Genomic DNA, 23,804 nt, shown 5'->3' on the forward strand with positions numbered 1-23,804 from the left:
TATTAATTCGTTTTGGTTTGCAGGAAAGGCTTTAAGGTTGAGTAAATGCTTCGGAGGAAGCGTTGAAGAAAACAAAAATGCAGCCCCAAACTTAAACATTATTATCAAACAAAATGAGAAAAGCAAAACCTAAAAAACGTGTGATCCTGCCGGATCCGGTATTCAATGAACAGAAGGTTTCAAAATTCGTGAATCATCTGATGTATGACGGTAAAAAGAATACTGCTTACGAAATCTTCTACAATGCACTGAAAGCAATTGAAAACAAACTTCCGGGTGAAGAAAAATCAGCTTTGGATGTTTGGAAAAAAGCTTTGGATAATGTAACTCCGCAACTGGAAGTTAAATCTCGCCGTATCGGTGGTGCAACTTTCCAAGTTCCGACTGAAATTCGTCCTGAACGTAAGGAATCGATTTCAATGAAAAACTTGATTTCTTTTGCCCGCAAACGTGGCGGTAAGTCAATGGCAGACAAATTGTGTGCTGAAATTCTTGACGCTTACAACGAACAGGGTGGAGCATTTAAACGTAAGGAAGACATGCACCGTATGGCTGAAGCTAACCGTGCATTCGCTCACTTCAGATTCTAATCAATCAAGTATAACAATAAATTAAAGAAGGAAACAAAATGGCTAAACATGATTTGCATTTGACCCGTAACATCGGTATCATGGCGCACATCGACGCCGGTAAGACTACGACTTCTGAACGTATTCTGTTCTATACCGGTTTGACTCATAAAATCGGTGAAGTTCATGATGGTGCGGCTACGATGGACTGGATGGAGCAGGAACAAGAGCGTGGTATTACCATTACTTCGGCTGCTACAACCACATATTGGAACTATGCAGGTAATAAGTATAAAATCAACTTGATTGATACTCCGGGACACGTGGACTTTACTGCAGAAGTTGAACGTTCATTGCGCGTGCTTGACGGTGCAGTGGCAACTTATTGTGCGGTAGGTGGCGTTGAACCTCAGTCAGAAACCGTATGGCGTCAGGCTGATAAATATAATGTGCCTCGTATCGGTTATGTAAATAAGATGGACCGTTCAGGTGCCGACTTCTTTGAAGTGGTTCGCCAGATGAAAGACGTGTTAGGCGCTAATCCGTGTCCTGTAGTAATTCCTATCGGTGCAGAAGAAAACTTCAAAGGGGTAGTAGACCTGATTAAGATGAAAGCTATCCTGTGGCACGATGAAACGATGGGTGCTGATTACGACGTAGAGGAAATCCCGGCAAATCTGTTGGCTGAAGCAGAAGAGTGGAGAGGCAAAATGTTGGAAAAAGTTGCCGAGTTCGACGATGCGCTGATGGAAAAATACTTCGAAGATCCTGAAACGATTACCGAAGAAGAAATCTTGCGTGCGTTGCGTGCCGGAACTTTGAAGATGGAAATCGTTCCGATGTTGTGTGGTTCTTCATTCAAGAACAAGGGTGTTCAGACTTTGCTGGATTATGTGTGTGCATTCTTGCCGTCGCCGATGGATACTCCGAACATTGTCGGTACAAATCCGAATACAGGTGCTGAAGAAGACCGCAAACCGGATGAAAACGAAAAAACTGCGGCTTTGGCATTTAAGATTGCCACTGACCCGTATGTAGGACGTTTGACATTCTTCCGTGTTTATTCAGGTAAGGTTGAAGCTGGTTCTTATATCTACAACTCTCGCTCTGGTAAAAAAGAACGTGTTTCTCGTTTGTTCCAGATGCACTCAAACAAACAGAATCCGGTAGAAGTAATCGGAGCAGGAGATATTGGTGCCGGTGTTGGATTTAAGGATATCCGTACAGGCGATACGCTGTGTGATGAAACAGCTCCTATCGTTCTTGAATCTATGGACTTCCCTGAACCGGTTATCGGTATCGCTGTTGAGCCTAAGACTCAGAAAGACCTTGATAAACTTTCTAACGGTTTGGCTAAATTGGCAGAAGAAGACCCGACATTTACAGTTCGTACCGACGAACAGACAGGTCAGACGGTTATCTCTGGTATGGGTGAGCTTCACTTGGATATCATCATTGACCGTTTGAAACGTGAGTTCAAGGTAGAATGTAATCAAGGTCGTCCGCAAGTTAACTATAAGGAGGCAATTACGAAGACTGTTGAACTGCGCGAGGTTTATAAGAAGCAGTCTGGTGGTCGCGGTAAGTTCGCCGATATTATTGTAACCGTAGGTCCGGTTGATGAAGACTGGAAGCAAGGTGGTCTGCAATTCATTGATGAAGTGAAGGGTGGTAATGTGCCTAAGGAATTTATTCCTTCTGTACAGAAAGGTTTCCAAACAGCTATGAAGAATGGTGTTTTGGCAGGCTTCCCGCTCGATTCATTGAAGGTTGTGTTGAAGGATGGTTCTTTCCACCCGGTAGACTCTGACCAGTTGTCTTTCGAAATCTGTGCAATCCAAGCCTACAAGAATGCGTGCGTGAAGGCAGGACCGGTATTGATGGAGCCCATTATGAAGCTGGAAGTTGTAACTCCGGAAGAAAACATGGGTGATGTTATCGGTGACTTGAACAAACGCCGTGGTCAGGTAGAAGGTATGGAAACCAGCCGTTCTGGTGCTCGTATCGTTAAAGCAATGGTTCCGCTGGCAGAAATGTTCGGTTATGTAACAGCTTTGCGTACGATTACTTCAGGTCGTGCTACGTCTTCAATGACTTATGATCATCATTCACAGGTTTCAAGCTCTATCGCTAAGACTGTGTTGGAAGAAGTTAAAGGTCGCGTAGACTTGGTATAACAATAGAAAATTTGAAGCTGATGAGGGTTAGCGAATGACTCTTAACCCTCATGCTTCATTTATTTATAACATTTAATTATTTAATAAATAACACATGAGTCAGAAAATCAGAATTAAACTGAAATCTTACGATCACAACTTGGTAGACAAGTCAGCTGAAAAGATTGTAAGAACTGTGAAGGCTACGGGTGCTATTGTAAGTGGTCCGATTCCATTGCCTACACACAAGCGTATTTTTACCGTAAACCGTTCGACTTTCGTTAACAAAAAGTCACGTGAACAGTTTGAATTGTCTTCTTACAAACGGCTGATCGACATTTATAGCTCAACTGCAAAAACAGTAGATGCTTTGATGAAATTGGAATTGCCGAGTGGAGTAGAAGTAGAAATTAAAGTTTAATGAATTAAAATTTAATTGAAATGCCAGGATTATTAGGAAAGAAAATCGGAATGACATCCGTTTTCAGTGCTGATGGCAAAAATGTGCCATGCACTGTTATCGAAGCTGGTCCTTGTGTAGTTACTCAGATTAAGACTGTAGAAAAAGATGGCTATGCTGCCGTTCAGGTAGGTTTCCAAGACATGAAAGAGAAACATACTACCAAACCGTTGATGGGTCATTTTAAAAAGGCAGGAGTAACTCCTAAGAGACACTTGGCCGAGTTCAAAGATTTCTCAGAGGAATTGAATTTAGGTGACACTATTACCGTAGAACTGTTCAACGATGCAGCTTATGTTGATGTTGTTGGTACTTCTAAAGGTAAAGGTTTTCAGGGCGTAGTAAAACGTCATGGATTCGGTGGTGTGGGTCAGACTACTCACGGTCAGCACAACCGTGCCCGTAAACCGGGTTCTATCGGTGCATGTTCATACCCTGCAAAAGTATTCAAAGGAATGCGTATGGCAGGTCACATGGGCGGCGACAGAGTAACAACTCATAACTTGCAGGTATTAAAAGTAATTCCTGAACATAACTTGCTGTTGATTAAGGGTTCTGTTCCGGGTTGCAAAGGTTCAATCGTATTAATTGAGAAATAATGGAAGTTAACGTATTAAATATCAAGGGTGAAGATACCGGAAGAAAAGTGGCTTTGAATGAAGCTGTTTTCGGAATCGCTCCGAATGACCACGCTATCTATCTGGACGTAAAGCAGTACATGGCTAACCAACGTCAAGGAACTCATAAGTCTAAAGAAAGAAGCGAAATCAGCGGGTCTACGCGTAAATTAGGACGTCAGAAAGGTGGCGGCGGCGCACGTCGCGGTGATATTAATTCTCCGTTGTTGGTAGGCGGTGCTCGTGTTTTTGGTCCGAAACCTCGTGACTATGGCTTCAAACTTAACAAGAAAGTTAAAGTTTTGGCTCGTAAGTCAGCATTGTCTTATAAGGCTCAGGCTAATAACATCGTAGTTGTTGAAGACTTCTCTTTTGAAGCTCCTAAAACAAAAGATTTTGTAAATGTTGTGAATAATCTTAAAGTAGCTGGCAAAAAGCTGCTTATGGTTTTGCCTGAAGCAAATAAAAACGTATATTTGTCGGCTCGTAATTTGGAGCGCACTAATTTGGCGATAGCTTCTGCACTGAATACATACGCTGTATTGAATGCGGAAACTCTTGTCGTTACAGAACGTGCTTTGAAAGCTATCGAGGAAACCTTAGTTAAATAAAAGGAGGCAGAAGTAATATGGGAATGATTATTAAACCGTTGGTTACGGAGAAAATGACGAAGTTGACCGATAAACTCAATCGTTTTGGGTTTATTGTTCGTCCTGACGCTAACAAATTGGAAATTAAGCGTGAAATCGAGGCTTTATATAATGTGACTGTTCTTGCTGTAAATACGATGCGTTATGCAGGCAAGAATAAGACTCGTTATACAAAATCGGGTCTTATCAAAGGACGTACAAATGCTTATAAGAAAGCGATTGTTACGTTGAAAGAAGGTGATACTATTGATTTTTATAGCAATATTTAAGTAGAAGATGGCAGTACGTAAATTTAAGCCCACGACACCGGGGCAGAGACACAAAATTATTGGTACTTTTGAAGAAATTACTGCATCGGTACCAGAAAAATCTCTTGTATATGGAAAACGTTCTACGGGTGGCCGTAACAATGTAGGAAAAATGACCATGCGCTATATCGGTGGTGGTCACAAGAGAAAATATCGTGTTATTGATTTTAAGAGAAATAAAGACGGTGTTCCGGCAGTGGTTAAAACAATTGAATACGATCCGAATCGTTCGGCTCGTATCGCTTTGTTGTTTTATGCTGACGGTGAAAAACGATATATTATTGCTCCTAATGGATTACAGGTAGGTAGCACAATATTGTCTGGGGCAGATGCGGCGCCTGAGATTGGTAACGCTCTTCCTTTGGAGAATATCCCTGTAGGTACGGTGATTCATAATATTGAATTGCGTCCGGGACAAGGTGCTGCTTTGGTAAGATCGGCTGGAAATTTTGCTCAGTTGACTTCTCGTGAAGGTCAGTATTGTGTGATTAAATTGCCTTCTGGTGAGGTAAGAAAAATCTTGAGCTCTTGTAAGGCTACTATCGGTAGTGTTGGTAATTCTGACCATGCTTTGGAAGCTTCAGGTAAGGCTGGACGCTCTCGCTGGTTAGGACGTCGCCCGCACAACCGTGGTGTGGTTATGAACCCTGTTGATCACCCGATGGGTGGTGGTGAAGGACGTGCTTCTGGAGGACACCCGAGATCACGCAAAGGTTTGTATGCTAAGGGCTTGAAGACAAGAGCACCTAAGAAGCAATCTTCTAAGTATATTATTGAGAGAAGAAAGTAATAACTGATTAATTGAGTAAATTATGAGTCGTTCATTAAAAAAAGGTCCATATATTAATGTAAAACTGGAAAAGAAGGTGCTGGCTATGAATGAAAGCGGCAAGAAATCAGTTGTTAAGACTTGGGCTCGAGCTTCAATGATTTCGCCTGATTTCGTAGGGCATACTATTGCAGTTCATAACGGAAACAAATTTATTCCTGTTTACGTTACTGAAAACATGGTTGGACATAAGTTGGGTGAGTTTGCTCCAACACGTACATTCCGTGGTCATGCTGGTAACAAGAAAAAATAATAGCAGGATACTTTAAATTGAAATAATAAAGTAATAAATATAATGGGAGCAAGAAAAAGAATATCGGCTGAAAAAAGAAAAGAAGCCCTTAAAACCATGTATTTTGCAAAATTGCGAAATGTGCCTACTTCTCCGCGTAAAATGCGTCTCGTGGCTGACATGATTCGCGGTATGGAAGTAAACCGTGCACTTGGCGTTTTGAAATTCTCTTCAAAAGAGGCTTCTGCAAGAGTGGAAAAACTGTTGCGCTCTGCTATTGCTAATTGGGAACAGAAAAACGAACGTAAAGCTGAAGACGGCGAATTGTTTGTATCTAAGATTTTTGTTGATGGAGGAGCAACTCTGAAAAGAATGAGACCGGCTCCGCAGGGTAGAGGTTACAGAATTCGCAAACGTTCAAATCATGTGACTTTGTTCGTTGATTCTAAAAATACTAATGATAAAAATTAAGAGTAGATGGGACAGAAAGTTAATCCGATAAGCAACCGTTTAGGAATTATCAGAGGATGGGATTCTAACTGGTACGGTGGCAAAAATTATGGCGATGCTTTGGTTGAAGATAGCAAGATTCGTAAGTATCTGAGCGCCAGACTTGCAAAAGCCAGCGTTTCAAGAATTGTTATTGAACGTACGCTGAAATTGGTGACAATTACTGTTTGTACTGCTCGCCCGGGAATTATCATTGGTAAAGGTGGTCAAGAAGTTGATAAGTTGAAAGAAGAGTTGAAGAAGATCACCGATAAGGATATCCAAATTAATATATTTGAAGTAAAAAGACCGGAACTTGACGCAGTGATTGTTGCTAATAATATTGCGCGTCAGGTTGAAGGCAAGATTGCTTATCGTCGTGCTATTAAGATGGCTATTGCGAATACCATGCGTATGGGTGCTGAGGGTATCAAGGTGCTTATTTCTGGTCGTTTGAACGGAGCAGAAATGGCGCGTTCTGAAATGTATAAGGAAGGACGTACTCCGCTGCACACTTTCCGTGCTGACATCGACTATTGTCATGCAGAAGCGTTGACTAAAGTTGGTTTGTTAGGTATTAAGGTTTGGATTTGTCGTGGTGAGGTTTATGGAAAACGTGAATTGGCTCCAAACTTTACTCAAACAAAAGACAATGGCCGTGGCGGAAACGGTAACAATGGCGGAAAGAATTTCCGTAGAAAGAAAAACAACAATCGCTAACGAATTTGAATTTTAGGAATTATGTTACAACCGAAAAAGACAAAATTCAGAAGACAGCAGAAAGGTAGCGCGAAAGGCAATGCCCAGAGAGGTCATCAGTTGGCTTTTGGTTCATTTGGTATTAAGTCATTGCAAACGAAATGGATCACAGGTCGCCAAATTGAAGCAGCTCGTATTGCTGTAACAAGATATATGCAACGTCAAGGTCAGATTTGGATCCGTATATTCCCGGATAAACCTATTACTCGTAAGCCGGCAGACGTACGTATGGGTAAAGGTAAAGGTGCTCCGGAAGGTTTTGTGGCTCCTGTAACTCCGGGTCGTATATTGATCGAAGTAGAAGGTGTATCTTTTGATGTAGCAAAAGAAGCTCTGCGTCTTGCAGCTCAGAAACTTCCTGTTACTACTAAGTTTATTGTTAGACGTGATTACGACGCAAGTCAAAATGCTTAATGAATTATGAAGATTGCAGAAATTAGAGAATTAGCTACCAACGAATTGGCAGAAAGAGTTCAAACTGAAATCGCCAATTACAATCAGATGGTTTTAAATCATGCGATCTCTCCGTTGGAAAATCCTATGCAGATTGCGAAGTTGCGTCGGACGATTGCGCGTATGAAGGGTGAGTTGCGTCGGAGAGAACTTAACAAATAATAATGGTCCTCATGGAAGCTAGAAATTTAAGAAAAGAAAGAACGGGTGTTGTGGTTAGCAATAAAATGGACAAGACCATTACTGTTGCTGCTAAGTTTAAAGAGAAACACCCTATTTATGGAAAGTTCGTTTCTAAAACGAAGAAATACTATGCTCATGACGAAAAGAATGAATGTCAGATGGGTGATACCGTTCGCATTATGGAAACTCGTCCTTTGAGCAAAATGAAGAGATGGAGATTGGTTGAAATTATCGAAAGAGCTAAGTAATTATGATACAAGCAGAATCCAGACTTACAGTATGTGATAACAGCGGCGCAAAAGAAGCTCTTTGTATTCGTGTTTTGGGCGGTACAAAAAGACGTTACGCCTCTGTTGGGGATGTTATTGTTGTTGCTGTAAAAAGCGTTATCCCCTCAAGTGATATTAAAAAAGGTGCGGTATCTAAGGCCTTGATCGTGCGTACAAAGAAAGAGATTCGTCGTGCTGACGGCTCTTATATTCGTTTTGATGATAATGCTTGTGTTCTGTTGAACAACGCAGGCGAAATTAGGGGAAGTCGTATCTTTGGCCCGGTAGCGAGAGAATTGCGTGCTGTCAATATGAAAGTGGTTTCACTTGCACCTGAAGTACTTTAATTTTGTAAAAGATTTAAGTAATGAGTAAATTACATATTAAAAAAGGCGATACAGTTTATGTAAACTCCGGTGAAGACAAGGGGAAAACTGGCCGTGTGTTGAAAGTTCTCGTTAAAGAAGGACGTGCTCTGGTAGAAGGTATTAATATGGTATCAAAGCATACCAAACCTAATGCTAAAAATCCTCAGGGCGGTATTGTGAAGCAGGAAGCTCCTATTCACATTTCCAACTTGAATCCGGTTGATCCGAAAACGGGAAAACCGACTCGTATAGGTAGAAGAGAAAGTTCTGATGGAAGAACATTTGTTCGTTATGCTAAAAAATCAGGAGAGGAGATTTAATAATGAGTAATACTGCAAGCCTTAAGAAAGAATATGCAGAGCGCATTGCTCCTGCGTTGAAGAATCAGTTCCAATACTCTTCATCTATGCAGATCCCTGTTTTGAAAAAAATTGTTATTAATCAGGGTTTGGGTATGGCTGTGGCTGATAAGAAGATTATAGATGTTGCTATCAATGAATTGACTGCAATCACGGGTCAGAAAGCTGTTGCGACAGTATCTCGTAAAGATATCGCGAATTTCAAGTTGCGTAAAAAAATGCCTATCGGCGTGATGGTAACTTTGCGTCGCGAGAGAATGTACGAATTCCTTGAAAAATTGGTTCGTGTAGCTTTGCCGCGTATTCGTGACTTCAAAGGTATCGAAAGCAAATTCGACGGAAGAGGTAATTATACGTTGGGTATTCAGGAGCAAATAATTTTCCCTGAAATCAATATTGATAGCATTACGAAGATTCTCGGAATGAACATTACCTTTGTAACTTCTGCGCAAACAGACGAAGAAGGTTATGCTTTGTTGAAAGAGTTCGGTTTACCGTTTAAAAACGCTAAAAAAGATTGATAAGATATGGCAAAAGAATCAATGAAAGCTCGCGAAGTCAAGAGAGCTAAGCTGGTAGCCAAATATGCTGAAAAACGTGCTGCGCTGAAGAAGATTGTACGGACAGGGGATCCTGCAGAAGCTTTTGAAGCTGCTCAGAAATTGCAGTCTATTCCTAAGAACGCTAATCCGATTCGCTTGCATAACCGTTGTAAGTTGACTGGACGTCCGAAAGGTTATATGCGTCAGTTCGGAATTTCACGTATTCAGTTCCGTGAAATGGCCTCTAATGGTTTGATTCCGGGGGTAAAGAAAGCAAGCTGGTAATTTTTTATTATTAAATATTGTCAGGGTAGTCCTGATTAATTTAACAGTTAAATATATGACAGATCCAATCGCAGATTATCTCACTAGATTGAGAAATGCAATTAGTGCTAAGCACAGAGTAGTGGAAGTACCTGCTTCAAACTTGAAAAAGGAGATCACTAAAATCTTGTTTGAAAAAGGTTATATTCTGAACTACAAATTTGTAGAAGATGGTCCTCAGGGTACTATCAAAGTTGCTTTGAAGTATGATGCCGTTAATAAAGTTAACGCTATCAAGAAACTTGAAAGAGTATCTACTCCGGGTATGCGTAAGTATACCGGCTACAAAGACATGCCGAGAGTTATTAATGGATTAGGTATTGCTATTATATCTACTTCCAAAGGTGTGATGACAGACAAAGAGGCTTCAGCTTTGAAGATAGGTGGTGAAGTTCTTTGCTATGTATATTAATGTAGGAGGATAAGCAATGTCAAGAATAGGTAAATTACCCATTAGTATTCCTGCTGGAGTAACAGTTACTCTGAAGGATAACGTAGTAAACGTTAAAGGCCCTAAAGGTGAATTGAGCCAGTTTGTAAATCCCGCGATATCAGTAGAGGTTGCAGACGGTCATGTGGTGTTGAAAGAAGATGAAAATGCAATGCTTGATAACCCGAAACAGCGTCATGCTTATCATGGTTTGTATCGTGCTTTGATTCACAACATGGTAGTAGGTGTTTCTGAAGGTTACAAGAAAGAATTGGAGTTGGTAGGTGTTGGTTACCGTGCTTCAAATAATGGTAATGTTATTGATTTCGCATTGGGTTATACGCATAATATCTTTATGCAGTTACCGCCTGAAATCAAGGTCGAAACAAAATCAGAAAGAAACAAAAACCCACTTATTATATTGGAATCTTGTGACAAACAGTTGCTTGGTCAGGTTTGTGCAAAAATACGTTCTTTCCGTAAGCCGGAACCTTATAAAGGAAAAGGTATTAAATTTGTTGGTGAAGAGATTCGTAGAAAGTCTGGTAAATCAGCTGGCGCTAAGTAATTCACATAAAATCGTATAATTATGACAACAAAAATAGAAAGACGAATCAAGATTAAATATAGAGTACGCAATAAGATTTCAGGAACGTCTGAACGTCCGCGTATGAGTGTGTTTAGAAGTAATAAGCAGATTTATGTTCAGCTTATTGACGATTTGAGCGGTAGAACGTTGGCTGCTGCATCTTCTTTGGGCATGGAAGTTATGCCGAAAAAAGAACAAGCTGCTAAAGTTGGCGAACTGATCGCAAAAAAAGCTCAGGAAGCCGGTATTACGACTGTCGTATTCGACCGTAACGGTTACTTGTATCATGGGAGAGTAAAAGAAGTGGCTGATGCCGCTCGTAACGGTGGACTTAAATTTTAATGAATTATGGCAGTTTATAATAGAGTTAAGATCACTAATGATATAGAATTAAAGGATAGATTGGTTGCAATCAACCGTGTTACTAAAGTTACTAAAGGTGGTAGAACTTTCAGTTTCTCTGCTATTGTAGTAGTTGGTAATGAAGATGGTATCATTGGTTGGGGACTTGGTAAGGCAGGTGAAGTTACAGCAGCTATTGCAAAGGGTGTAGAATCTGCAAAGAAAAATCTGACTCGTGTTCCGGTTTTGAAAGGAACTGTTCCTCATGAACAATCTGCAAAATTCGGTGGTGCAAAGGTTTTCATTAAACCGGCTTCTACCGGTACTGGAGTTGTTGCTGGTGGTGCAATGCGTGCCGTTTTGGAAAGTGTAGGTATTACTGACGTTTTGGCAAAATCAAAAGGTTCGTCAAACCCGCATAATCTTGTTAAAGCTACCATCTTGGCTTTGAGTGAAATGAGAGATGCTCGCATGATTGCTCAAAATAGAGGTGTAAGTTTAGAAAAAGTATTTAGAGGATAAGGAGGATAAACACATGTCAACTATTAAGATCAAACAGATAAAAAGTAGAATTGGTGCTCCGAAAGATCAGAAGAAGACTTTGGATGCATTGGGACTTCGTAAGATGAATCGTGTGGTTGAACACGAAGAGAATCCTTCAATTTTAGGTATGGTTGAAAAGGTGAGACACTTGGTTACCATCGTTAAGTAATAGTTATTTAAAGAATTTTGCAATATGAATTTAAATAGTTTACGTCCTGCAAAAGGTGCTGTCAAAACAAGAAAAAGAATTGGTCGTGGTGCTGGTTCTGGTTTAGGCGGTACTTCTACGAGAGGTCATAAAGGCGCAAAGTCAAGATCGGGTTATTCTAAGAAAATCGGTTTTGAAGGTGGTCAGATGCCTCTTCAGCGTCGTGTTCCGAAGTTTGGTTTCAAGAATATTAACCGTGTTGAATACAAAGCCATTAATCTTGATGTGGTACAGAAGTTAGCAGAAGCTAAAAATCTGTCTAAGGTCGGATTGAAAGACTTTATTGAAGCTGGTTTCATTTCTTCTAATCAATTAGTGAAAGTTCTTGGTAACGGTAGTTTAACTGCCAAACTTGAAGTGGAAGCAAACGCTTTCTCTAAAAGTGCGGTAGCTGCAATCGAAGCCGTTGGTGGTAATGCAGTAAAACTCTGATTCAATGAGAAAATCTATTGAAACATTAAAGAATATATGGAATATTGAGGATCTGAGAAAGCGGATCCTCATTACTATATTGTTTGTTGCAATCTACAGGTTTGGTTCGTACGTGGTTTTGCCCGGTATTGATCCTACTATGTTAACAAGATTGCATGAACAAACGAGTGAAGGTCTTCTTGCTTTGCTGAATATGTTTTCCGGTGGAGCTTTCTCTAATGCTTCCATCTTTGCATTGGGAATTATGCCTTATATTTCTGCGTCTATTGTGATTCAGTTGCTGGCTATTGCTGTTCCTTATTTCCAGAAACTTCAGCGTGAAGGAGAAAGTGGACGTCGTAAGATTAATCAGTATACACGTATCTTGACGATTATTATTCTGATTTTCCAGGCTCCTTCTTATTTGATAAATTTGAAAATGCAAGCAGGTCCTGCCCTTAATGCTTCATTAGATTGGACATTCTTTATTATTACTTCTACCATCATTTTGGCAGCAGGTAGTATGTTCATCTTGTGGCTTGGTGAGCGAATCACGGATAAAGGAATTGGTAATGGTATTTCATTGATAATTATGGTGGGTATCATTGCCCGTTTGCCTCAATCATTTTCCGGTGAATTTGTATCACGCTTAGCTTCTCCGGGAGCGGGTGGTATCATCATGTTCTTGATTGAACTTGTTTGCTTGCTTGCTGTAATAGCTGCTGCAATTTTATTGGTTCAGGGAGTTCGCAAGATTCCTGTACAGTACGCAAAAAGAATTGTAGGTAATAAACAATATGGAGGTGCTCGCCAGTACATTCCGCTGAAAGTAAATGCTGCAAACGTAATGCCTATTATTTTTGCTCAGGCAATTATGTTTATTCCTATTACGATTGTTGGATTTTCTAACATGGAAAGTGCAACGGGTGTGGCTCGTGCTTTGATTGACCATACCAGCTTTTGGTATAATCTGATTTTTGCAATTCTTATTATTGTATTTACCTATTTCTACACAGCTATTACGATTAATCCTAATCAGATGGCGGAAGATATGAAGAGAAATAACGGTTTCATTCCGGGGATAAAGCCGGGTAAAAGTACTGCCGATTACATTGATACGATCATGTCACGCATTACGTTACCGGGATCTATCTTCTTGGCTATTATTGCTATTTTACCTGCATTTGCAGGAGTCTTCGGAGTTCAGGCCGAGTTTGCTCAATTCTTCGGCGGAACATCGTTGCTGATTCTTGTAGGTGTTGTTCTTGATACGCTGCAGCAAGTTGAAAGCCACTTGTTGATGCGTCACTATGACGGTCTCTTGAGTTCGGGAAGAATAAGAGGACGTTCAGGAAATATAGGTGCATATTAAAATAATATCGAATGATATTTCTTAAGACAGATGATGAAATAGAGTTGCTTCGCCAAAGTAATCTCCTCGTGGGGAGAACTTTGGCCGAAGTGGCTAAAATGATAAAGCCGGGTGTAACAACGAAACAGTTGGATAAGGTAGCGGAAGAATTTATTCGCGATCATGGTGCTGTTCCTACTTTCAAGGGATTTCCTAATCCTTATGGCGGTCCTTTTCCGGGTTCGATTTGTGCTTCGGTTAATGAACAAGTTGTTCACGGAATCCCCAATGATATTCCTTTAAAGGAGGGTGATATTATCTCTGTTGATTGTGGCACGTATATGAATGGTTTCTGTGGTGATTCCGCCTATACTTTTTGTGTAGGAGAGGTTGCTCCGGAGATATTGGAACTGTTGAAAACAACCAAAGAAGCTCTTTATAAGGGAATTGAACAAGCTGTTCATGGCAAGCGTTTAGGTGATATTGGGTATGCCGTTCAGCAGCATTGTGAAGCTCATTCTTATGGTGTGGTACGTGAATTTGTCGGTCATGGTATTGGTAAAGAAATGCATGAAGACCCTCAAGTGCCTAACTATGGAAAGCGAGGAACAGGAACGATGTTGAAAAAAGGAATGTGCATCGCCATTGAGCCGATGATTACACAAGGTAATCGTCAAATTGTAATGGAAAGTGATAATTGGACGGTACGTACACGTGACCGTAAGTGGGCTGCCCATTTTGAACATACGGTGGCTATTGGTTTGGATAAAGCTGATATATTGTCATCATTTGAATTTATAGAACAAGTATTAGGAGATAAAGCAATTTAATATGGCAAAGCAATCTGCAATAGAACAAGATGGAGTTATCGTTGAAGCATTGTCGAATGCAATGTTTCGTGTTGAGCTGGAAAACGGACATGAGATTACCGCTCATATTTCTGGCAAAATGAGAATGCATTACATTAAAATATTACCCGGAGATAAGGTGAGGGTAGAGATGTCTCCCTATGATTTGTCAAAGGGACGAATTGTTTTTAGATATAAATAAAAGAAATATAAGATATGAAAGTAAGAGCATCATTAAAGAAACGTACGCCGGAATGCAAAATCGTTAGACGTAATGGCCGTTTGTATGTTATTAACAAGAAAAATCCTAAGTATAAACAACGTCAAGGATAATTTATTATTTTTGCAAAAAAAATAATCTTAGTATATGGCTATAAGAATAGTTGGTGTAGATTTGCCTCAGAATAAGAGAGGCGAGATTGCGTTGACATACATTTATGGTATCGGACGCAGTAGTTCAGCAAAAATTTTGGATAAAGCAGGTGTTGACCGTAGCCTGAAAGTTATGGAATGGACTGATGATCAGGCAGCTAAAATCCGTGAAATCATTGGTGCTGAATATAAAGTGGAAGGTGATCTTCGTTCAGAAATCCAATTGAACATCAAACGTTTGATGGATATTGGCTGTTATCGTGGCATACGCCACCGTTTGGGTCTGCCCGTTAGAGGTCAGAGCACCAAGAATAATGCTCGTACACGTAAGGGAAGAAAGAAAACCGTTGCAAATAAGAAAAAAGCTACTAAATAATAATTGTTAATATGGCAAAAAAAACAGTCGCAGCTAAAAAAAGAAATGTGAAGGTTGATGCTAATGGACAGTTGCACGTTCATTCTTCATTCAATAACATCATCGTTTCTTTAGCAAACAGTGAAGGTCAGATTATCTCATGGTCTTCAGCAGGTAAGATGGGATTTAGAGGTTCTAAGAAGAATACTCCTTATGCAGCGCAAATGGCCGCTCAGGATTGTGCAAAAGTAGCGTATGATCTTGGCCTGAGAAAGGTGAAGGCTTACGTAAAAGGACCGGGTAACGGACGTGAGTCTGCTATCAGAACTGTGCACGGTGCAGGAATTGAAGTTACTGAAATTATCGATGTAACTCCGTTGCCGCACAATGGTTGTCGTCCTCCGAAGAGAAGAAGAGTATAATAAAGGTAACCTATTTTAATTAGATGTAACTTGATTTTGTTAATAATGGATTGCATTTCCTTTCTGTAATCGCGGCTGCAACAAATTGAGTTCATGAGTAACAATTAAACATTAAAAAGAAATGGCTAGATATACTGGACCAAAAACAAGAATTGCACGTAAATTTGGTGAAGCAATCTTTGGAGCAGATAAAGTTTTATCTAAGAAAAACTATCCTCCCGGACAGCATGGAAATAACCGCCGTAGAAAAACTTCTGAATACGGTGTCATGCTGGCTGAAAAGCAGAAAGCAAAATATACTTACGGAGTATTGGAAAAACAATTCCGTAACATGTTTGAAAAGGCTGCAAGAATGAACGGTATTACCGGTGAACTTTTGTTGCAGGGCCTTGAATCTCGTTTAGACAACGTTGTGTTCCGTTTGGGTATTGCTCCGACACGTGCTGCTGCCCGTCAATTGGTCGGACATAAGCACATTACTGTAGATGGTAAAGTGGTTAATATTCCTTCATACGCAGTAAAACCGGGACAGTTGATAGGTGTTCGTGAGAGATCAAAGTCTTTGGAAGTTATCGCAAACTCATTGGCTGGTTTCAATCACAGCAAATATCCTTGGTTGGAATGGGATGAAAACTCTAAGACGGGTAAAATGTTGCATGTTCCTGAAAGAGCCGACATTCCTGAAAACATTAAAGAACACTTGATCGTTGAATTGTACTCTAAATAATAATTAATTTCATGGCGATATTAGCATTTCAAAAACCTGATAAAGTATTAATGTTGGAAGCGGATTCCAAATTCGGTAAATTTGAATTTCGTCCGCTGGAGCCCGGTTTCGGTATTACCGTAGGTAATGCTTTGCGCCGTATTCTTCTTTCTTCATTGGAAGGTTATGCTATCAATACGATTCGTATCGATGGTGTAGAACATGAGTTTGCTACCATTCCGGGAGTAAAAGAAGATGTTACTAACATTATCTTGAACCTGAAGCAAGTACGCTTCAAGCAAGTAGTTGAAGAATTTGAAAACGAAAAAGTAAGCATTACCGTTGAAAATTCTACTGAATTTAAGGCAGGTGATATTGGTAAATATTTGACCGGATTTGAAGTGTTAAATCCTGAATTAGTTATTTGCCATTTAGATTCAAAAACAACTCTTCAAATGGATGTTACAATCAACAAAGGTCGCGGATATGTTCCGGCTGATGAAAACCGTGAATTCTGCACCGATGTGAATGTAATTCCTATTGATTCTATTTACACTCCGATTCGTAACGTGAAATATGCGGTAGAAAATTACCGTGTAGAGCAAAAGACTGACTATGAAAAGTTGGTACTTGAAATTACGACGGATGGTTCCATTCACCCGAAGGAAGCACTGAAAGAAGCTGCTAAGATATTGATTTATCACTTCATGCTCTTCTCTGACGAAAAGATTACGTTGGAAACTGCAGATGCAGACGGCAATGAAGAATTCGATGAAGAAGTATTGCACATGCGCCAGTTGCTGAAGACCAAATTGGTTGATATGGATTTGTCAGTGCGTGCGTTGAACTGTTTGAAGGCTGCCGATGTGGAAACACTTGGCGATTTGGTTCAGTTCAATAAGACCGACCTGTTGAAATTCCGTAACTTCGGTAAGAAATCGCTCACGGAGCTTGATGATTTGCTCGAGAGTCTGAATCTGTCGTTTGGAACAGATATTTCTAAGTATAAATTAGATAAAGAATAAAAACTAATGAGACATAATAAGAAATTTAACCATTTAGGTCGTACTGCTTCTCACAGAAATGCAATGCTGTCAAACATGGCATGTTCTTTGATTAAGCACAAAAGAATCACTACGACTGTTGCGAAGGCTAAAGCTTTGAAAAAGTTCGTTGAACCGCTGATTACAAAATCGAAGGATGATACCACGAACTCACGCCGTGTTGTATTCAGCTACTTGCAAGACAAGTTTGTTGTTACTGAACTGTTCAAAGAAATCTCTGTAAAGGTTGCAGATCGTCCGGGTGGTTACACTCGTATTATCAAGACCGGTCACCGTTTGGGAGACAACGCTGAAATGTGTTTCATCGAATTGGTTGACTATAATGAGAACATGGCTAAGACTGCTGCTAAGAAAGCAACTCGCACCCGTCGTTCTAAGAAATCTGCATCTGCTGTTGCTGCTGAAGCTACTGAAGCACCTGTTGCAGAAGCTACTGTTACAGAGGAAGCCCCTAAAGCTGAATAATTCTGTAAAACACTATATGATAAAAACCGAAGCTCGAAACGGGCTTCGGTTTTTTTATTGCTTAAACTGTCGTATCTTTGCCGGTAAAAGAGTGTGAGATGTTATTACCGTATTTGCATAAAGAGTTGATTGAAGCCGGATGTGATGAAGCCGGACGAGGATGTTTGGCAGGTGCTGTATATGCGGCTTCTGTTATTTTGCCTGCCGACTATAAGAATGAATTGTTAAACGATTCGAAAAAGCTGACAGAGAATCAGCGTTATAAACTCCGTGAGGTTATTGAGCGTGATGCTTTAGCTTGGGCGGTAGGTGTTGTCTTGCCGGAGGAGATAGATAAGATTAATATCCTGAATGCCTCTTTTTTAGCTATGCACCGTGCGATAGATCGGCTTGTTTTGCGTCCCCAACACTTGTTAATTGACGGAAACCGATTTAATCCCTATCCGGATATCCCACACACCACGGTTGTTAAAGGCGATGGCAAATATCTCTCCATAGCTGCGGCATCGGTTCTCGCCAAGACCTATCGTGATGATTATATGAATCGGCTTCATGAAGAATATCCCATGTACGACTGGAAGGACAACAAGGGATATCCTACAAAGAAACACCGCGATGCCATTCACCGTTACGGTGTCACTCCTTATCATCGGATGAGTTTCAACTTGTTGGGTGACGGTCAGCTCTCTTTCGATTTCTAATACCCCGTTGGTAAAGACATTTCTTTTGTTTAAGGTTGTTGCATATTCTTGCGGCAACCTTTCTGCTTTTTATGCGGTGGAAAAAAGACGGACAGTGCCGTAATCTTGCCGTTGTCTTTATTGTTTTGATGGAGAAAAACATTCTTCCATCCCGGATATTTCAATTCCATTACATGTAATAATATTGTAACAGATTTCTTCCCCACAGGAGTTCTATACGGCGGGGCTTTACTATTTTCCCCTTATTTTGAACTATTTTCTCCCTTATCATCAATAAAAAATTCCAAATTTGCGTTAAGGGCTTCCGAAAAAGAAGTTTAAAAAACTCTGTTTGAAACCAAAGTAACCGAATTAGATAATCAAATCCTTATTATTAATTAACGAAAACTGAATTCTATGCTGAATGTACATTTATTACAGGAGGGGAAAATTATGAGGAAACTGTTCTTCGTAATGTTTCTGCTGAGCAGTACCTTGATTTTCGCGCAAAACAAGGTGACTGGAGTTGTGACCGATAAGTCGGGAATGCCGTTGATAGGTGTCAACGTGGTAGAAAAAGGTACTACGAATGGTAATATTACCGATGTCGACGGAAAGTATTCTATCGACGTACAGAATGGCAAAACGCTTGTATTCTCGTTCATTGGCTTTACGCCACAAGAAGTGAAAGTAACGCAGCGGGTAATCAACGTTGTGATGAGCGAAGATACACAGACGCTGGATGAAGTCGTAGTAGTGGGTTACGGTAGTATGCAGCGTAAAGACGTTACAAGCTCTATTACCACAGTGAAGTCGGAAGATTTGAACATCGGTGTTTATTCAAATCCGGCTCAGTTGCTTCAAGGAAAGGTGCCGGGATTAACCATTACCCAAAGCAGTGACCCGAATGCTACTCCTTCTATTACGCTGCGCGGTGCGTCTACCATCCGTGAGGGAGCTGCCCAAGAACCTTACTACGTGATAGACGGTGTTCCGGGCATGTCGCTTTCGCTGGTATCGCCCGATGACATTGAGAGCATTGATGTGCTTCGCGATGCCTCTGCCACAGCCATCTACGGTTCGAAGGCTGCCAACGGTGTTATCATCGTCACAACCAAGAGAGGCAAGGCAGGAAGCGCCCAAGTGAGCTACAATGGCTATGTTGCCATAGATAAGATTATGAAGAATTATGATATGATGAATGCCGACCAGCTTCGCAGTTACGCTGCGACGGGTGAGAATACGATGCTGCCCAACGATTTAGGTTATGATACGAACTGGGCCGACGAAGTAGAACGTGTAGGATTCAGCCATAATCATAATGTTTCGATTAGCGGAGGAAACGAGCATACGGTGTATAACGCCAGCATCAACTTCATGGATCAGCAAGGTACTATCCGGGGTACGGATATGGACCGTTTAATCGGGCGTGCTTTTGTTGAAACGAAAGCCTTGAAAGACCGTTTGACACTGTCGTTCAATTTGAATGCAAGTGTAACAAATCAGAATAATGTTCCCAGCGGAAATCCTGCCGATGCTCAGGGCTCAAGTATCTATGACGCGATGTACTATTATTCTCCGCTTGTTCCGGTGCGTAACGAAGACGGAAGCTGGTACGAAGATCCGGGTATCTCTCAAAACTATAACCCGGTAGCGCTGTATAGCGAGAATATCGACAAGACCGAGTCAAAACGTATTCAGGCAAATGCGAAGGCGTCTTTAAAGATAATCGATGGTCTGGTGTATAATTTAAGCTTGGCTTATCAGAACGAGCAGTATAATTACAATAAGTATAATACGCATAACTCTCTGATTGCTAATAATATGAACGGTAGAGCCCAGCGTGCTTCGGTAACCAATAACAGAAAAGTGCTGGAAACTTATCTGAATTATGACAAAACGTTTAACGATGTTCATAAGTTGGGAGTCATGGCAGGATATTCATGGGAAGAAGGAAATGATAACGACGGTTTCCAGTTGACTACCTATGATTTCTATAACGATGCGCTGACTTATCACAACATGGGTATGGCGAATAAAGTAGATTTGAATGGCTTTGGCGATTATAACCTGTCTACCTTGCGTATGATTTCTTTCTACGCCCGTGCCAACTATTCGTATAACAGTAAGTATTTGCTTCAGGCAACAGTCCGTCGCGACGGTTCTTCGGCTTTTGGAAAGAATAACCGCTGGGCTACCTTCCCGTCTTTCTCTGCTGCATGGCGACTTTCAGAAGAAAAATTCATTAAAGATTTGAATGTGTTCGACGATTTGAAACTGCGCGTGGGTTACGGTGTCAGCGGAAACTCATTGGGATTTGATGTGTTTACAGCTTCTCAGCTTTATGGCTCAACGGGTTGGTTCCAACATGTAAATGCGTCGGGCGATATTGAAAACATCCACATTCTTGGTGCTATCCGTAATGCCAACCCCGATTTGAAGTGGGAACGCACGGGGATGTTGAATGTCGGTATCGACTTCGGATTCTTCAACAACCGCTTGAGCGGAACAATCGAATATTATGACAAGCGTACCAAAGACCTGATTGCCGATTATGCCGTATCTACAAGCCGCTATCAATATAACTGGCTGACGGCTAATGTGGGCGAAATCAGCAACAAGGGTATCGAAATTACCATCAATGCCGTACCGGTACAGACGAAAGATTTTACGTGGACTACCTCTCTGAACCTGTCGCATAACAAGAATAAGGTGGTAAAACTGTCAAACGAAATGTATTCTACCGAATATATGGATAAAGGTAATGTAGATGCTGCCGGATATTCAACCGCCTGCAACCAGCGTATCATGGAAGGTTATCCCATCGGACAGTTCTACACATGGCAGTGGGCAGGAGTGAAAGACGGACGTTCTCACTTCTACGCCTACGATAAATCAACGGTAGAAACGGTTTACGCTGATGCGGGAGGTGCCGATGCCAACGCCGTTCAGCAAGAAAACGGACGCTGGATAGACAAGAATACCGGAGAATACGTAACCACAACCACTCCGGGAGATAAAGACCGTGTAGCTACGGGTTCGGCACAGCCGAAGCTCAACCTCGGATGGAACAATACGTTTACGTGGAAGAAATGGACTCTGACAGCTTTCTTTCAAGGTGTGTTCGGCAACAAAATCTTGAATGCCTCACGCGCTTATCTGACCAATGTGGGTAATGTGGTTTCCGGAAAGAATGTATTGGCTTCTAACCTCACAGATATTCCTATCACCGACGGTGGCGCACATGCTCCTTCCGACCGTTATTTGGAAAACGGCAGTTACCTGCGTTTATCAAGCCTTTCATTGGGTTATGACTTTGGTAGAATCAATGAATGGGTAAAGGGGCTTCGCCTGTATGCTACTTGTAATAATGTCTTTACTATAACCGGTTACGACGGACTTGACCCCGAAGTAAACTTGGGAGGTATCGAACCGGGTATCGACAACCGCCAGACTTATCCTCGCACACGTACTTTCATGTTTGGTGTTAATATCAACTTCTAATAAAACAACAGAGTCTTATGAAAACTAAATACTTAAAATCAATATTACCGGCAGCTTTGCTGACGTTCGCCGCAAGCTGTACCGACCTTGATGTGGATATTCAGTCACAATACACGGAGTTCCCCGACTCGGAGCTGGCAAGTGAGGCAAGAGCTGCCAATGCGTATTATGCAATGCGTGGCCCGTTGTCGCGCGACTATAACCATGCCCAGTCACTGTCGTCTGATGAAGTAACTCCACACTCATACGGTGCGAACGATTATTACGACAACGGACGTTATACCCACATGTTCCTTCACTCATGGACGCCGGACGACCCCTGCATCGGCTATTGGGAAACAGTGGCGGGAGGTATAACCACTTGTAACAATCTGATAGCAGAATTCGGAGATGCGGAAAACGTTGCGCCTACCATCGCATCGCTGCGCGCCGTGCGTGCTTACTATTTCTTCGTGCTGATGGATAGCTACGGCGATGTTCCGCTGTTAGACCATAAGCTGGCAGACGATGAAAGGATAGACCGTTCTCCGCGTGCAGACATAGCCCGCTTCATTGAAAAAGAGTTGCTGGAGGTAAGAGACCAGCTCAGCGAAGAGGTGAATGCTTCTACCTACGGAATGCCGACGCGCTGGATGGCGGATGCCTTGCTTGCCAAACTGTACCTGAACTGGGCGGTTTATACTTGTGGCGATGTAACCCAATATACACCCGACCTGCCGAACGAGAAGCTGAACGACCTTGTGGCAGTATGCGACGAGATTATTGCTTCGGGGCGGTTTGACTTGAGCGACGATTACCGTTCTAAGTTTTATCCTGATAACGGTTATCAGATTCGCGACTTCATTTACGCCATGCCTTTCGACCGTGAAACCCAGCAAGGTATGACTTATGCCCGCTGGTGGACACACCGTTCGGGTAACATCGGTTTCTACGGTGTGGATTTGCCCAGCAGCGTGGGAGGTATCTTCGGTGTTACTCCGGATTTTCTCGACCTGTTCTGTCTGACTAACGATGAGCGTAATGAAACCATTATCGGCGGACCGCTTTACGTGCGCGACCCGTACACTTACGAAGAAACCGATACGCCGTGGATGGTAGACGGACAGCAGGTGGTTCTGACGCGCGACATACCTTTGAATCCGGTAGACGAAATCATGGGGGTAGACAATACACCTCACGGCGGACGTTCTGTGGGTTACCGTTCCATCAAATTCTACATGGACTTGCAGACCACGGCAGCCCAATCGCGTAGCCAGAGTAACGACGTGCCTATCTTCCGCTATGCCGACGTGTTGCTGATGAAGGCGGAAGCCATCCTGCGCGGAGCTACTGCCACAAACGGCGATACCCCGATGTCGTTGATAAACCAGATTCGCGATTATGTGGGAGCAGAAGAAAAAGTAACGGATTCGGTAACGCTCGATGACCTTCTCGACGAACGCGGACGTGAGTTTGCCGATGAAAGCTGGCGACGCAACGACCTGATTCGTTTCGGTAAGTTTGAAGACGACTGGGGATGGAAACACATCATCAATCCGGCTGCCAAAACACAGCTCTACCGCCGTATCTTCCCGATACCTACGGGCGTTATGAACACCAATACCAACTGGGAGCAGAATCCGGGGTATTAAGCTGAAAGTGTAATTGCATTTGTTTGATAAACAGATGCTTATCTTTTAGAAAATTCTACCCGTAGAACAGGGGAATTCTATGGGTAGAGTTAGGTAACTTATCCGCATGAAACAACAAACACTAACCGAAGCGTTTTGCGCGGCTAATTGTTGTGGGATAAATCACAATATCGGGTATAGAAAGAATGCAGAAGTCTCGCTCTTCACATCGCCGTGTGGTTCATGGCGCTTGTTGAGGCGAGACTTTTGCATTTTTTGCATCATCGCCTGTTCCTGCCTACTAAAAATAGTAAAAAGTTTCGCGCTCAGCGGGATA

General features: G+C 41.7%; 35 protein-coding genes. All 35 read left to right on the plus strand.

Going from position 1 to position 23,804, the window contains the following annotated elements:
- Positions 1 to 113 precede the first annotated feature (113 nt).
- The 35 genes from rpsG (at position 114) to H9626_RS08780 (ending at position 23,488) form a co-directional block, all read left to right on the plus strand.
- On the plus strand, positions 114 to 590 hold the full coding sequence (gene rpsG / locus H9626_RS08610) for a 30S ribosomal protein S7 (RefSeq protein WP_178255862.1): 477 nt from the start codon (positions 114 to 116) through the stop codon (positions 588 to 590).
- Between the two features lie 38 nt (positions 591 to 628).
- The gene (gene fusA, locus H9626_RS08615) at positions 629 to 2,746 is read left to right on the plus strand and encodes an elongation factor G (RefSeq protein WP_178255863.1); all 2,118 of its coding nucleotides are present in this window, start codon (positions 629 to 631) and stop codon (positions 2,744 to 2,746) included.
- Positions 2,747 to 2,840: 94 nt separating this feature from the next.
- On the plus strand, positions 2,841 to 3,146 hold the full coding sequence (gene rpsJ, locus H9626_RS08620; RefSeq protein WP_002558075.1) for a 30S ribosomal protein S10: 306 nt from the start codon (positions 2,841 to 2,843) through the stop codon (positions 3,144 to 3,146).
- Positions 3,147 to 3,166: 20 nt separating this feature from the next.
- Complete coding sequence (gene rplC, locus H9626_RS08625; protein ID WP_178255864.1) at positions 3,167 to 3,784, plus strand: 50S ribosomal protein L3; 618 nt, start codon at positions 3,167 to 3,169, stop codon at positions 3,782 to 3,784.
- Positions 3,784 to 4,413, plus strand: a complete 630-nt coding sequence (rplD, locus tag H9626_RS08630; protein WP_178255865.1) for a 50S ribosomal protein L4 — start codon at positions 3,784 to 3,786, stop codon at positions 4,411 to 4,413. Before rplC ends, rplD begins: the two co-directional genes overlap by 1 nt.
- Positions 4,414 to 4,430: 17 nt before the next feature.
- Complete coding sequence (gene rplW, locus H9626_RS08635) at positions 4,431 to 4,721, plus strand: 50S ribosomal protein L23 (protein WP_178255866.1); 291 nt, start codon at positions 4,431 to 4,433, stop codon at positions 4,719 to 4,721.
- Positions 4,722 to 4,728: 7 nt separating this feature from the next.
- Positions 4,729 to 5,550, plus strand: a complete 822-nt coding sequence (rplB, locus tag H9626_RS08640; protein ID WP_191710211.1) for a 50S ribosomal protein L2 — start codon at positions 4,729 to 4,731, stop codon at positions 5,548 to 5,550.
- A 22-nt stretch (positions 5,551 to 5,572) separates the two neighbouring features.
- On the plus strand, positions 5,573 to 5,842 hold the full coding sequence (rpsS, locus tag H9626_RS08645) for a 30S ribosomal protein S19 (RefSeq protein ID WP_013618002.1): 270 nt from the start codon (positions 5,573 to 5,575) through the stop codon (positions 5,840 to 5,842).
- A 42-nt stretch (positions 5,843 to 5,884) separates the two neighbouring features.
- Positions 5,885 to 6,292, plus strand: coding sequence for a 50S ribosomal protein L22 (rplV, locus tag H9626_RS08650; protein WP_191710212.1), 408 nt, complete (start codon positions 5,885 to 5,887; stop codon positions 6,290 to 6,292).
- Positions 6,293 to 6,298: 6 nt separating this feature from the next.
- Positions 6,299 to 7,030: a 30S ribosomal protein S3 gene (gene rpsC / locus H9626_RS08655; RefSeq protein ID WP_191710213.1), complete on the plus strand. Its 732-nt coding sequence runs from the start codon at positions 6,299 to 6,301 to the stop codon at positions 7,028 to 7,030.
- Between the two features lie 21 nt (positions 7,031 to 7,051).
- On the plus strand, positions 7,052 to 7,483 hold the full coding sequence (gene rplP, locus H9626_RS08660) for a 50S ribosomal protein L16 (protein ID WP_191710214.1): 432 nt from the start codon (positions 7,052 to 7,054) through the stop codon (positions 7,481 to 7,483).
- A gap of 6 nt (positions 7,484 to 7,489) precedes the next feature.
- A complete protein-coding gene (gene rpmC, locus H9626_RS08665; RefSeq protein WP_191710215.1) occupies positions 7,490 to 7,684 on the plus strand; it encodes a 50S ribosomal protein L29 in 195 nt (64 codons plus the stop codon).
- Between the two features lie 11 nt (positions 7,685 to 7,695).
- Positions 7,696 to 7,953, plus strand: a complete 258-nt coding sequence (rpsQ, locus tag H9626_RS08670; protein ID WP_191710216.1) for a 30S ribosomal protein S17 — start codon at positions 7,696 to 7,698, stop codon at positions 7,951 to 7,953.
- A 2-nt stretch (positions 7,954 to 7,955) separates the two neighbouring features.
- Positions 7,956 to 8,321, plus strand: coding sequence for a 50S ribosomal protein L14 (gene rplN, locus H9626_RS08675; RefSeq protein ID WP_191710217.1), 366 nt, complete (start codon positions 7,956 to 7,958; stop codon positions 8,319 to 8,321).
- A 20-nt stretch (positions 8,322 to 8,341) separates the two neighbouring features.
- The gene (rplX, locus tag H9626_RS08680) at positions 8,342 to 8,662 is read left to right on the plus strand and encodes a 50S ribosomal protein L24 (RefSeq protein ID WP_191710218.1); all 321 of its coding nucleotides are present in this window, start codon (positions 8,342 to 8,344) and stop codon (positions 8,660 to 8,662) included.
- 2 nt (positions 8,663 to 8,664) lie between these two features.
- On the plus strand, positions 8,665 to 9,222 hold the full coding sequence (gene rplE, locus H9626_RS08685) for a 50S ribosomal protein L5 (RefSeq protein ID WP_007559375.1): 558 nt from the start codon (positions 8,665 to 8,667) through the stop codon (positions 9,220 to 9,222).
- A 6-nt stretch (positions 9,223 to 9,228) separates the two neighbouring features.
- A complete protein-coding gene (rpsN, locus tag H9626_RS08690; RefSeq protein WP_191710219.1) occupies positions 9,229 to 9,528 on the plus strand; it encodes a 30S ribosomal protein S14 in 300 nt (99 codons plus the stop codon).
- A gap of 55 nt (positions 9,529 to 9,583) precedes the next feature.
- Complete coding sequence (rpsH, locus tag H9626_RS08695; protein ID WP_191710220.1) at positions 9,584 to 9,979, plus strand: 30S ribosomal protein S8; 396 nt, start codon at positions 9,584 to 9,586, stop codon at positions 9,977 to 9,979.
- A 16-nt stretch (positions 9,980 to 9,995) separates the two neighbouring features.
- A complete protein-coding gene (rplF, locus tag H9626_RS08700; protein WP_191710221.1) occupies positions 9,996 to 10,565 on the plus strand; it encodes a 50S ribosomal protein L6 in 570 nt (189 codons plus the stop codon).
- 21 nt (positions 10,566 to 10,586) lie between these two features.
- Complete coding sequence (gene rplR / locus H9626_RS08705) at positions 10,587 to 10,928, plus strand: 50S ribosomal protein L18 (protein ID WP_191710222.1); 342 nt, start codon at positions 10,587 to 10,589, stop codon at positions 10,926 to 10,928.
- A 6-nt stretch (positions 10,929 to 10,934) separates the two neighbouring features.
- Positions 10,935 to 11,450: a 30S ribosomal protein S5 gene (gene rpsE, locus H9626_RS08710; protein WP_191710223.1), complete on the plus strand. Its 516-nt coding sequence runs from the start codon at positions 10,935 to 10,937 to the stop codon at positions 11,448 to 11,450.
- 13 nt (positions 11,451 to 11,463) lie between these two features.
- A complete protein-coding gene (gene rpmD / locus H9626_RS08715) occupies positions 11,464 to 11,640 on the plus strand; it encodes a 50S ribosomal protein L30 (protein ID WP_191710224.1) in 177 nt (58 codons plus the stop codon).
- 24 nt (positions 11,641 to 11,664) lie between these two features.
- The gene (rplO, locus tag H9626_RS08720) at positions 11,665 to 12,111 is read left to right on the plus strand and encodes a 50S ribosomal protein L15 (RefSeq protein WP_191710225.1); all 447 of its coding nucleotides are present in this window, start codon (positions 11,665 to 11,667) and stop codon (positions 12,109 to 12,111) included.
- Positions 12,112 to 12,115: 4 nt separating this feature from the next.
- On the plus strand, positions 12,116 to 13,462 hold the full coding sequence (gene secY / locus H9626_RS08725; protein WP_191710226.1) for a preprotein translocase subunit SecY: 1,347 nt from the start codon (positions 12,116 to 12,118) through the stop codon (positions 13,460 to 13,462).
- Positions 13,463 to 13,473: 11 nt separating this feature from the next.
- Positions 13,474 to 14,271 (plus strand): type I methionyl aminopeptidase, encoded by a 798-nt coding sequence (gene map, locus H9626_RS08730; RefSeq protein WP_191710227.1) that lies wholly within the window; start codon positions 13,474 to 13,476, stop codon positions 14,269 to 14,271.
- Position 14,272: 1 nt separating this feature from the next.
- On the plus strand, positions 14,273 to 14,491 hold the full coding sequence (infA, locus tag H9626_RS08735) for a translation initiation factor IF-1 (protein ID WP_002558052.1): 219 nt from the start codon (positions 14,273 to 14,275) through the stop codon (positions 14,489 to 14,491).
- 14 nt (positions 14,492 to 14,505) lie between these two features.
- Positions 14,506 to 14,622: a type B 50S ribosomal protein L36 gene (gene ykgO, locus H9626_RS08740; RefSeq protein ID WP_002558051.1), complete on the plus strand. Its 117-nt coding sequence runs from the start codon at positions 14,506 to 14,508 to the stop codon at positions 14,620 to 14,622.
- Positions 14,623 to 14,656: 34 nt separating this feature from the next.
- On the plus strand, positions 14,657 to 15,037 hold the full coding sequence (gene rpsM / locus H9626_RS08745; protein ID WP_191710228.1) for a 30S ribosomal protein S13: 381 nt from the start codon (positions 14,657 to 14,659) through the stop codon (positions 15,035 to 15,037).
- An 11-nt stretch (positions 15,038 to 15,048) separates the two neighbouring features.
- Positions 15,049 to 15,438 carry a 30S ribosomal protein S11 gene (rpsK, locus tag H9626_RS08750; RefSeq protein WP_007567382.1) on the plus strand — a complete coding sequence of 130 codons (390 nt, stop codon included), beginning with the start codon at positions 15,049 to 15,051 and terminating at the stop codon, positions 15,436 to 15,438.
- Positions 15,439 to 15,559: 121 nt separating this feature from the next.
- A complete protein-coding gene (gene rpsD / locus H9626_RS08755; protein ID WP_191710229.1) occupies positions 15,560 to 16,165 on the plus strand; it encodes a 30S ribosomal protein S4 in 606 nt (201 codons plus the stop codon).
- An 11-nt stretch (positions 16,166 to 16,176) separates the two neighbouring features.
- Positions 16,177 to 17,169, plus strand: a complete 993-nt coding sequence (locus H9626_RS08760) for a DNA-directed RNA polymerase subunit alpha (protein ID WP_191710230.1) — start codon at positions 16,177 to 16,179, stop codon at positions 17,167 to 17,169.
- Positions 17,170 to 17,175: 6 nt separating this feature from the next.
- Positions 17,176 to 17,673, plus strand: a complete 498-nt coding sequence (gene rplQ, locus H9626_RS08765) for a 50S ribosomal protein L17 (protein WP_191710231.1) — start codon at positions 17,176 to 17,178, stop codon at positions 17,671 to 17,673.
- 98 nt (positions 17,674 to 17,771) lie between these two features.
- Complete coding sequence (rnhB, locus tag H9626_RS08770; RefSeq protein ID WP_191710232.1) at positions 17,772 to 18,374, plus strand: ribonuclease HII; 603 nt, start codon at positions 17,772 to 17,774, stop codon at positions 18,372 to 18,374.
- Positions 18,375 to 18,770: 396 nt separating this feature from the next.
- Complete coding sequence (locus H9626_RS08775) at positions 18,771 to 21,857, plus strand: SusC/RagA family TonB-linked outer membrane protein (protein WP_191710233.1); 3,087 nt, start codon at positions 18,771 to 18,773, stop codon at positions 21,855 to 21,857.
- Between the two features lie 17 nt (positions 21,858 to 21,874).
- Positions 21,875 to 23,488, plus strand: a complete 1,614-nt coding sequence (locus H9626_RS08780; protein WP_191710234.1) for a RagB/SusD family nutrient uptake outer membrane protein — start codon at positions 21,875 to 21,877, stop codon at positions 23,486 to 23,488.
- Positions 23,489 to 23,804 lie beyond the last annotated feature (316 nt).

The organism is Phocaeicola faecium (assembly GCF_014837055.1).
Lineage (GTDB): Bacteria > Bacteroidota > Bacteroidia > Bacteroidales > Bacteroidaceae > Phocaeicola > Phocaeicola gallinarum.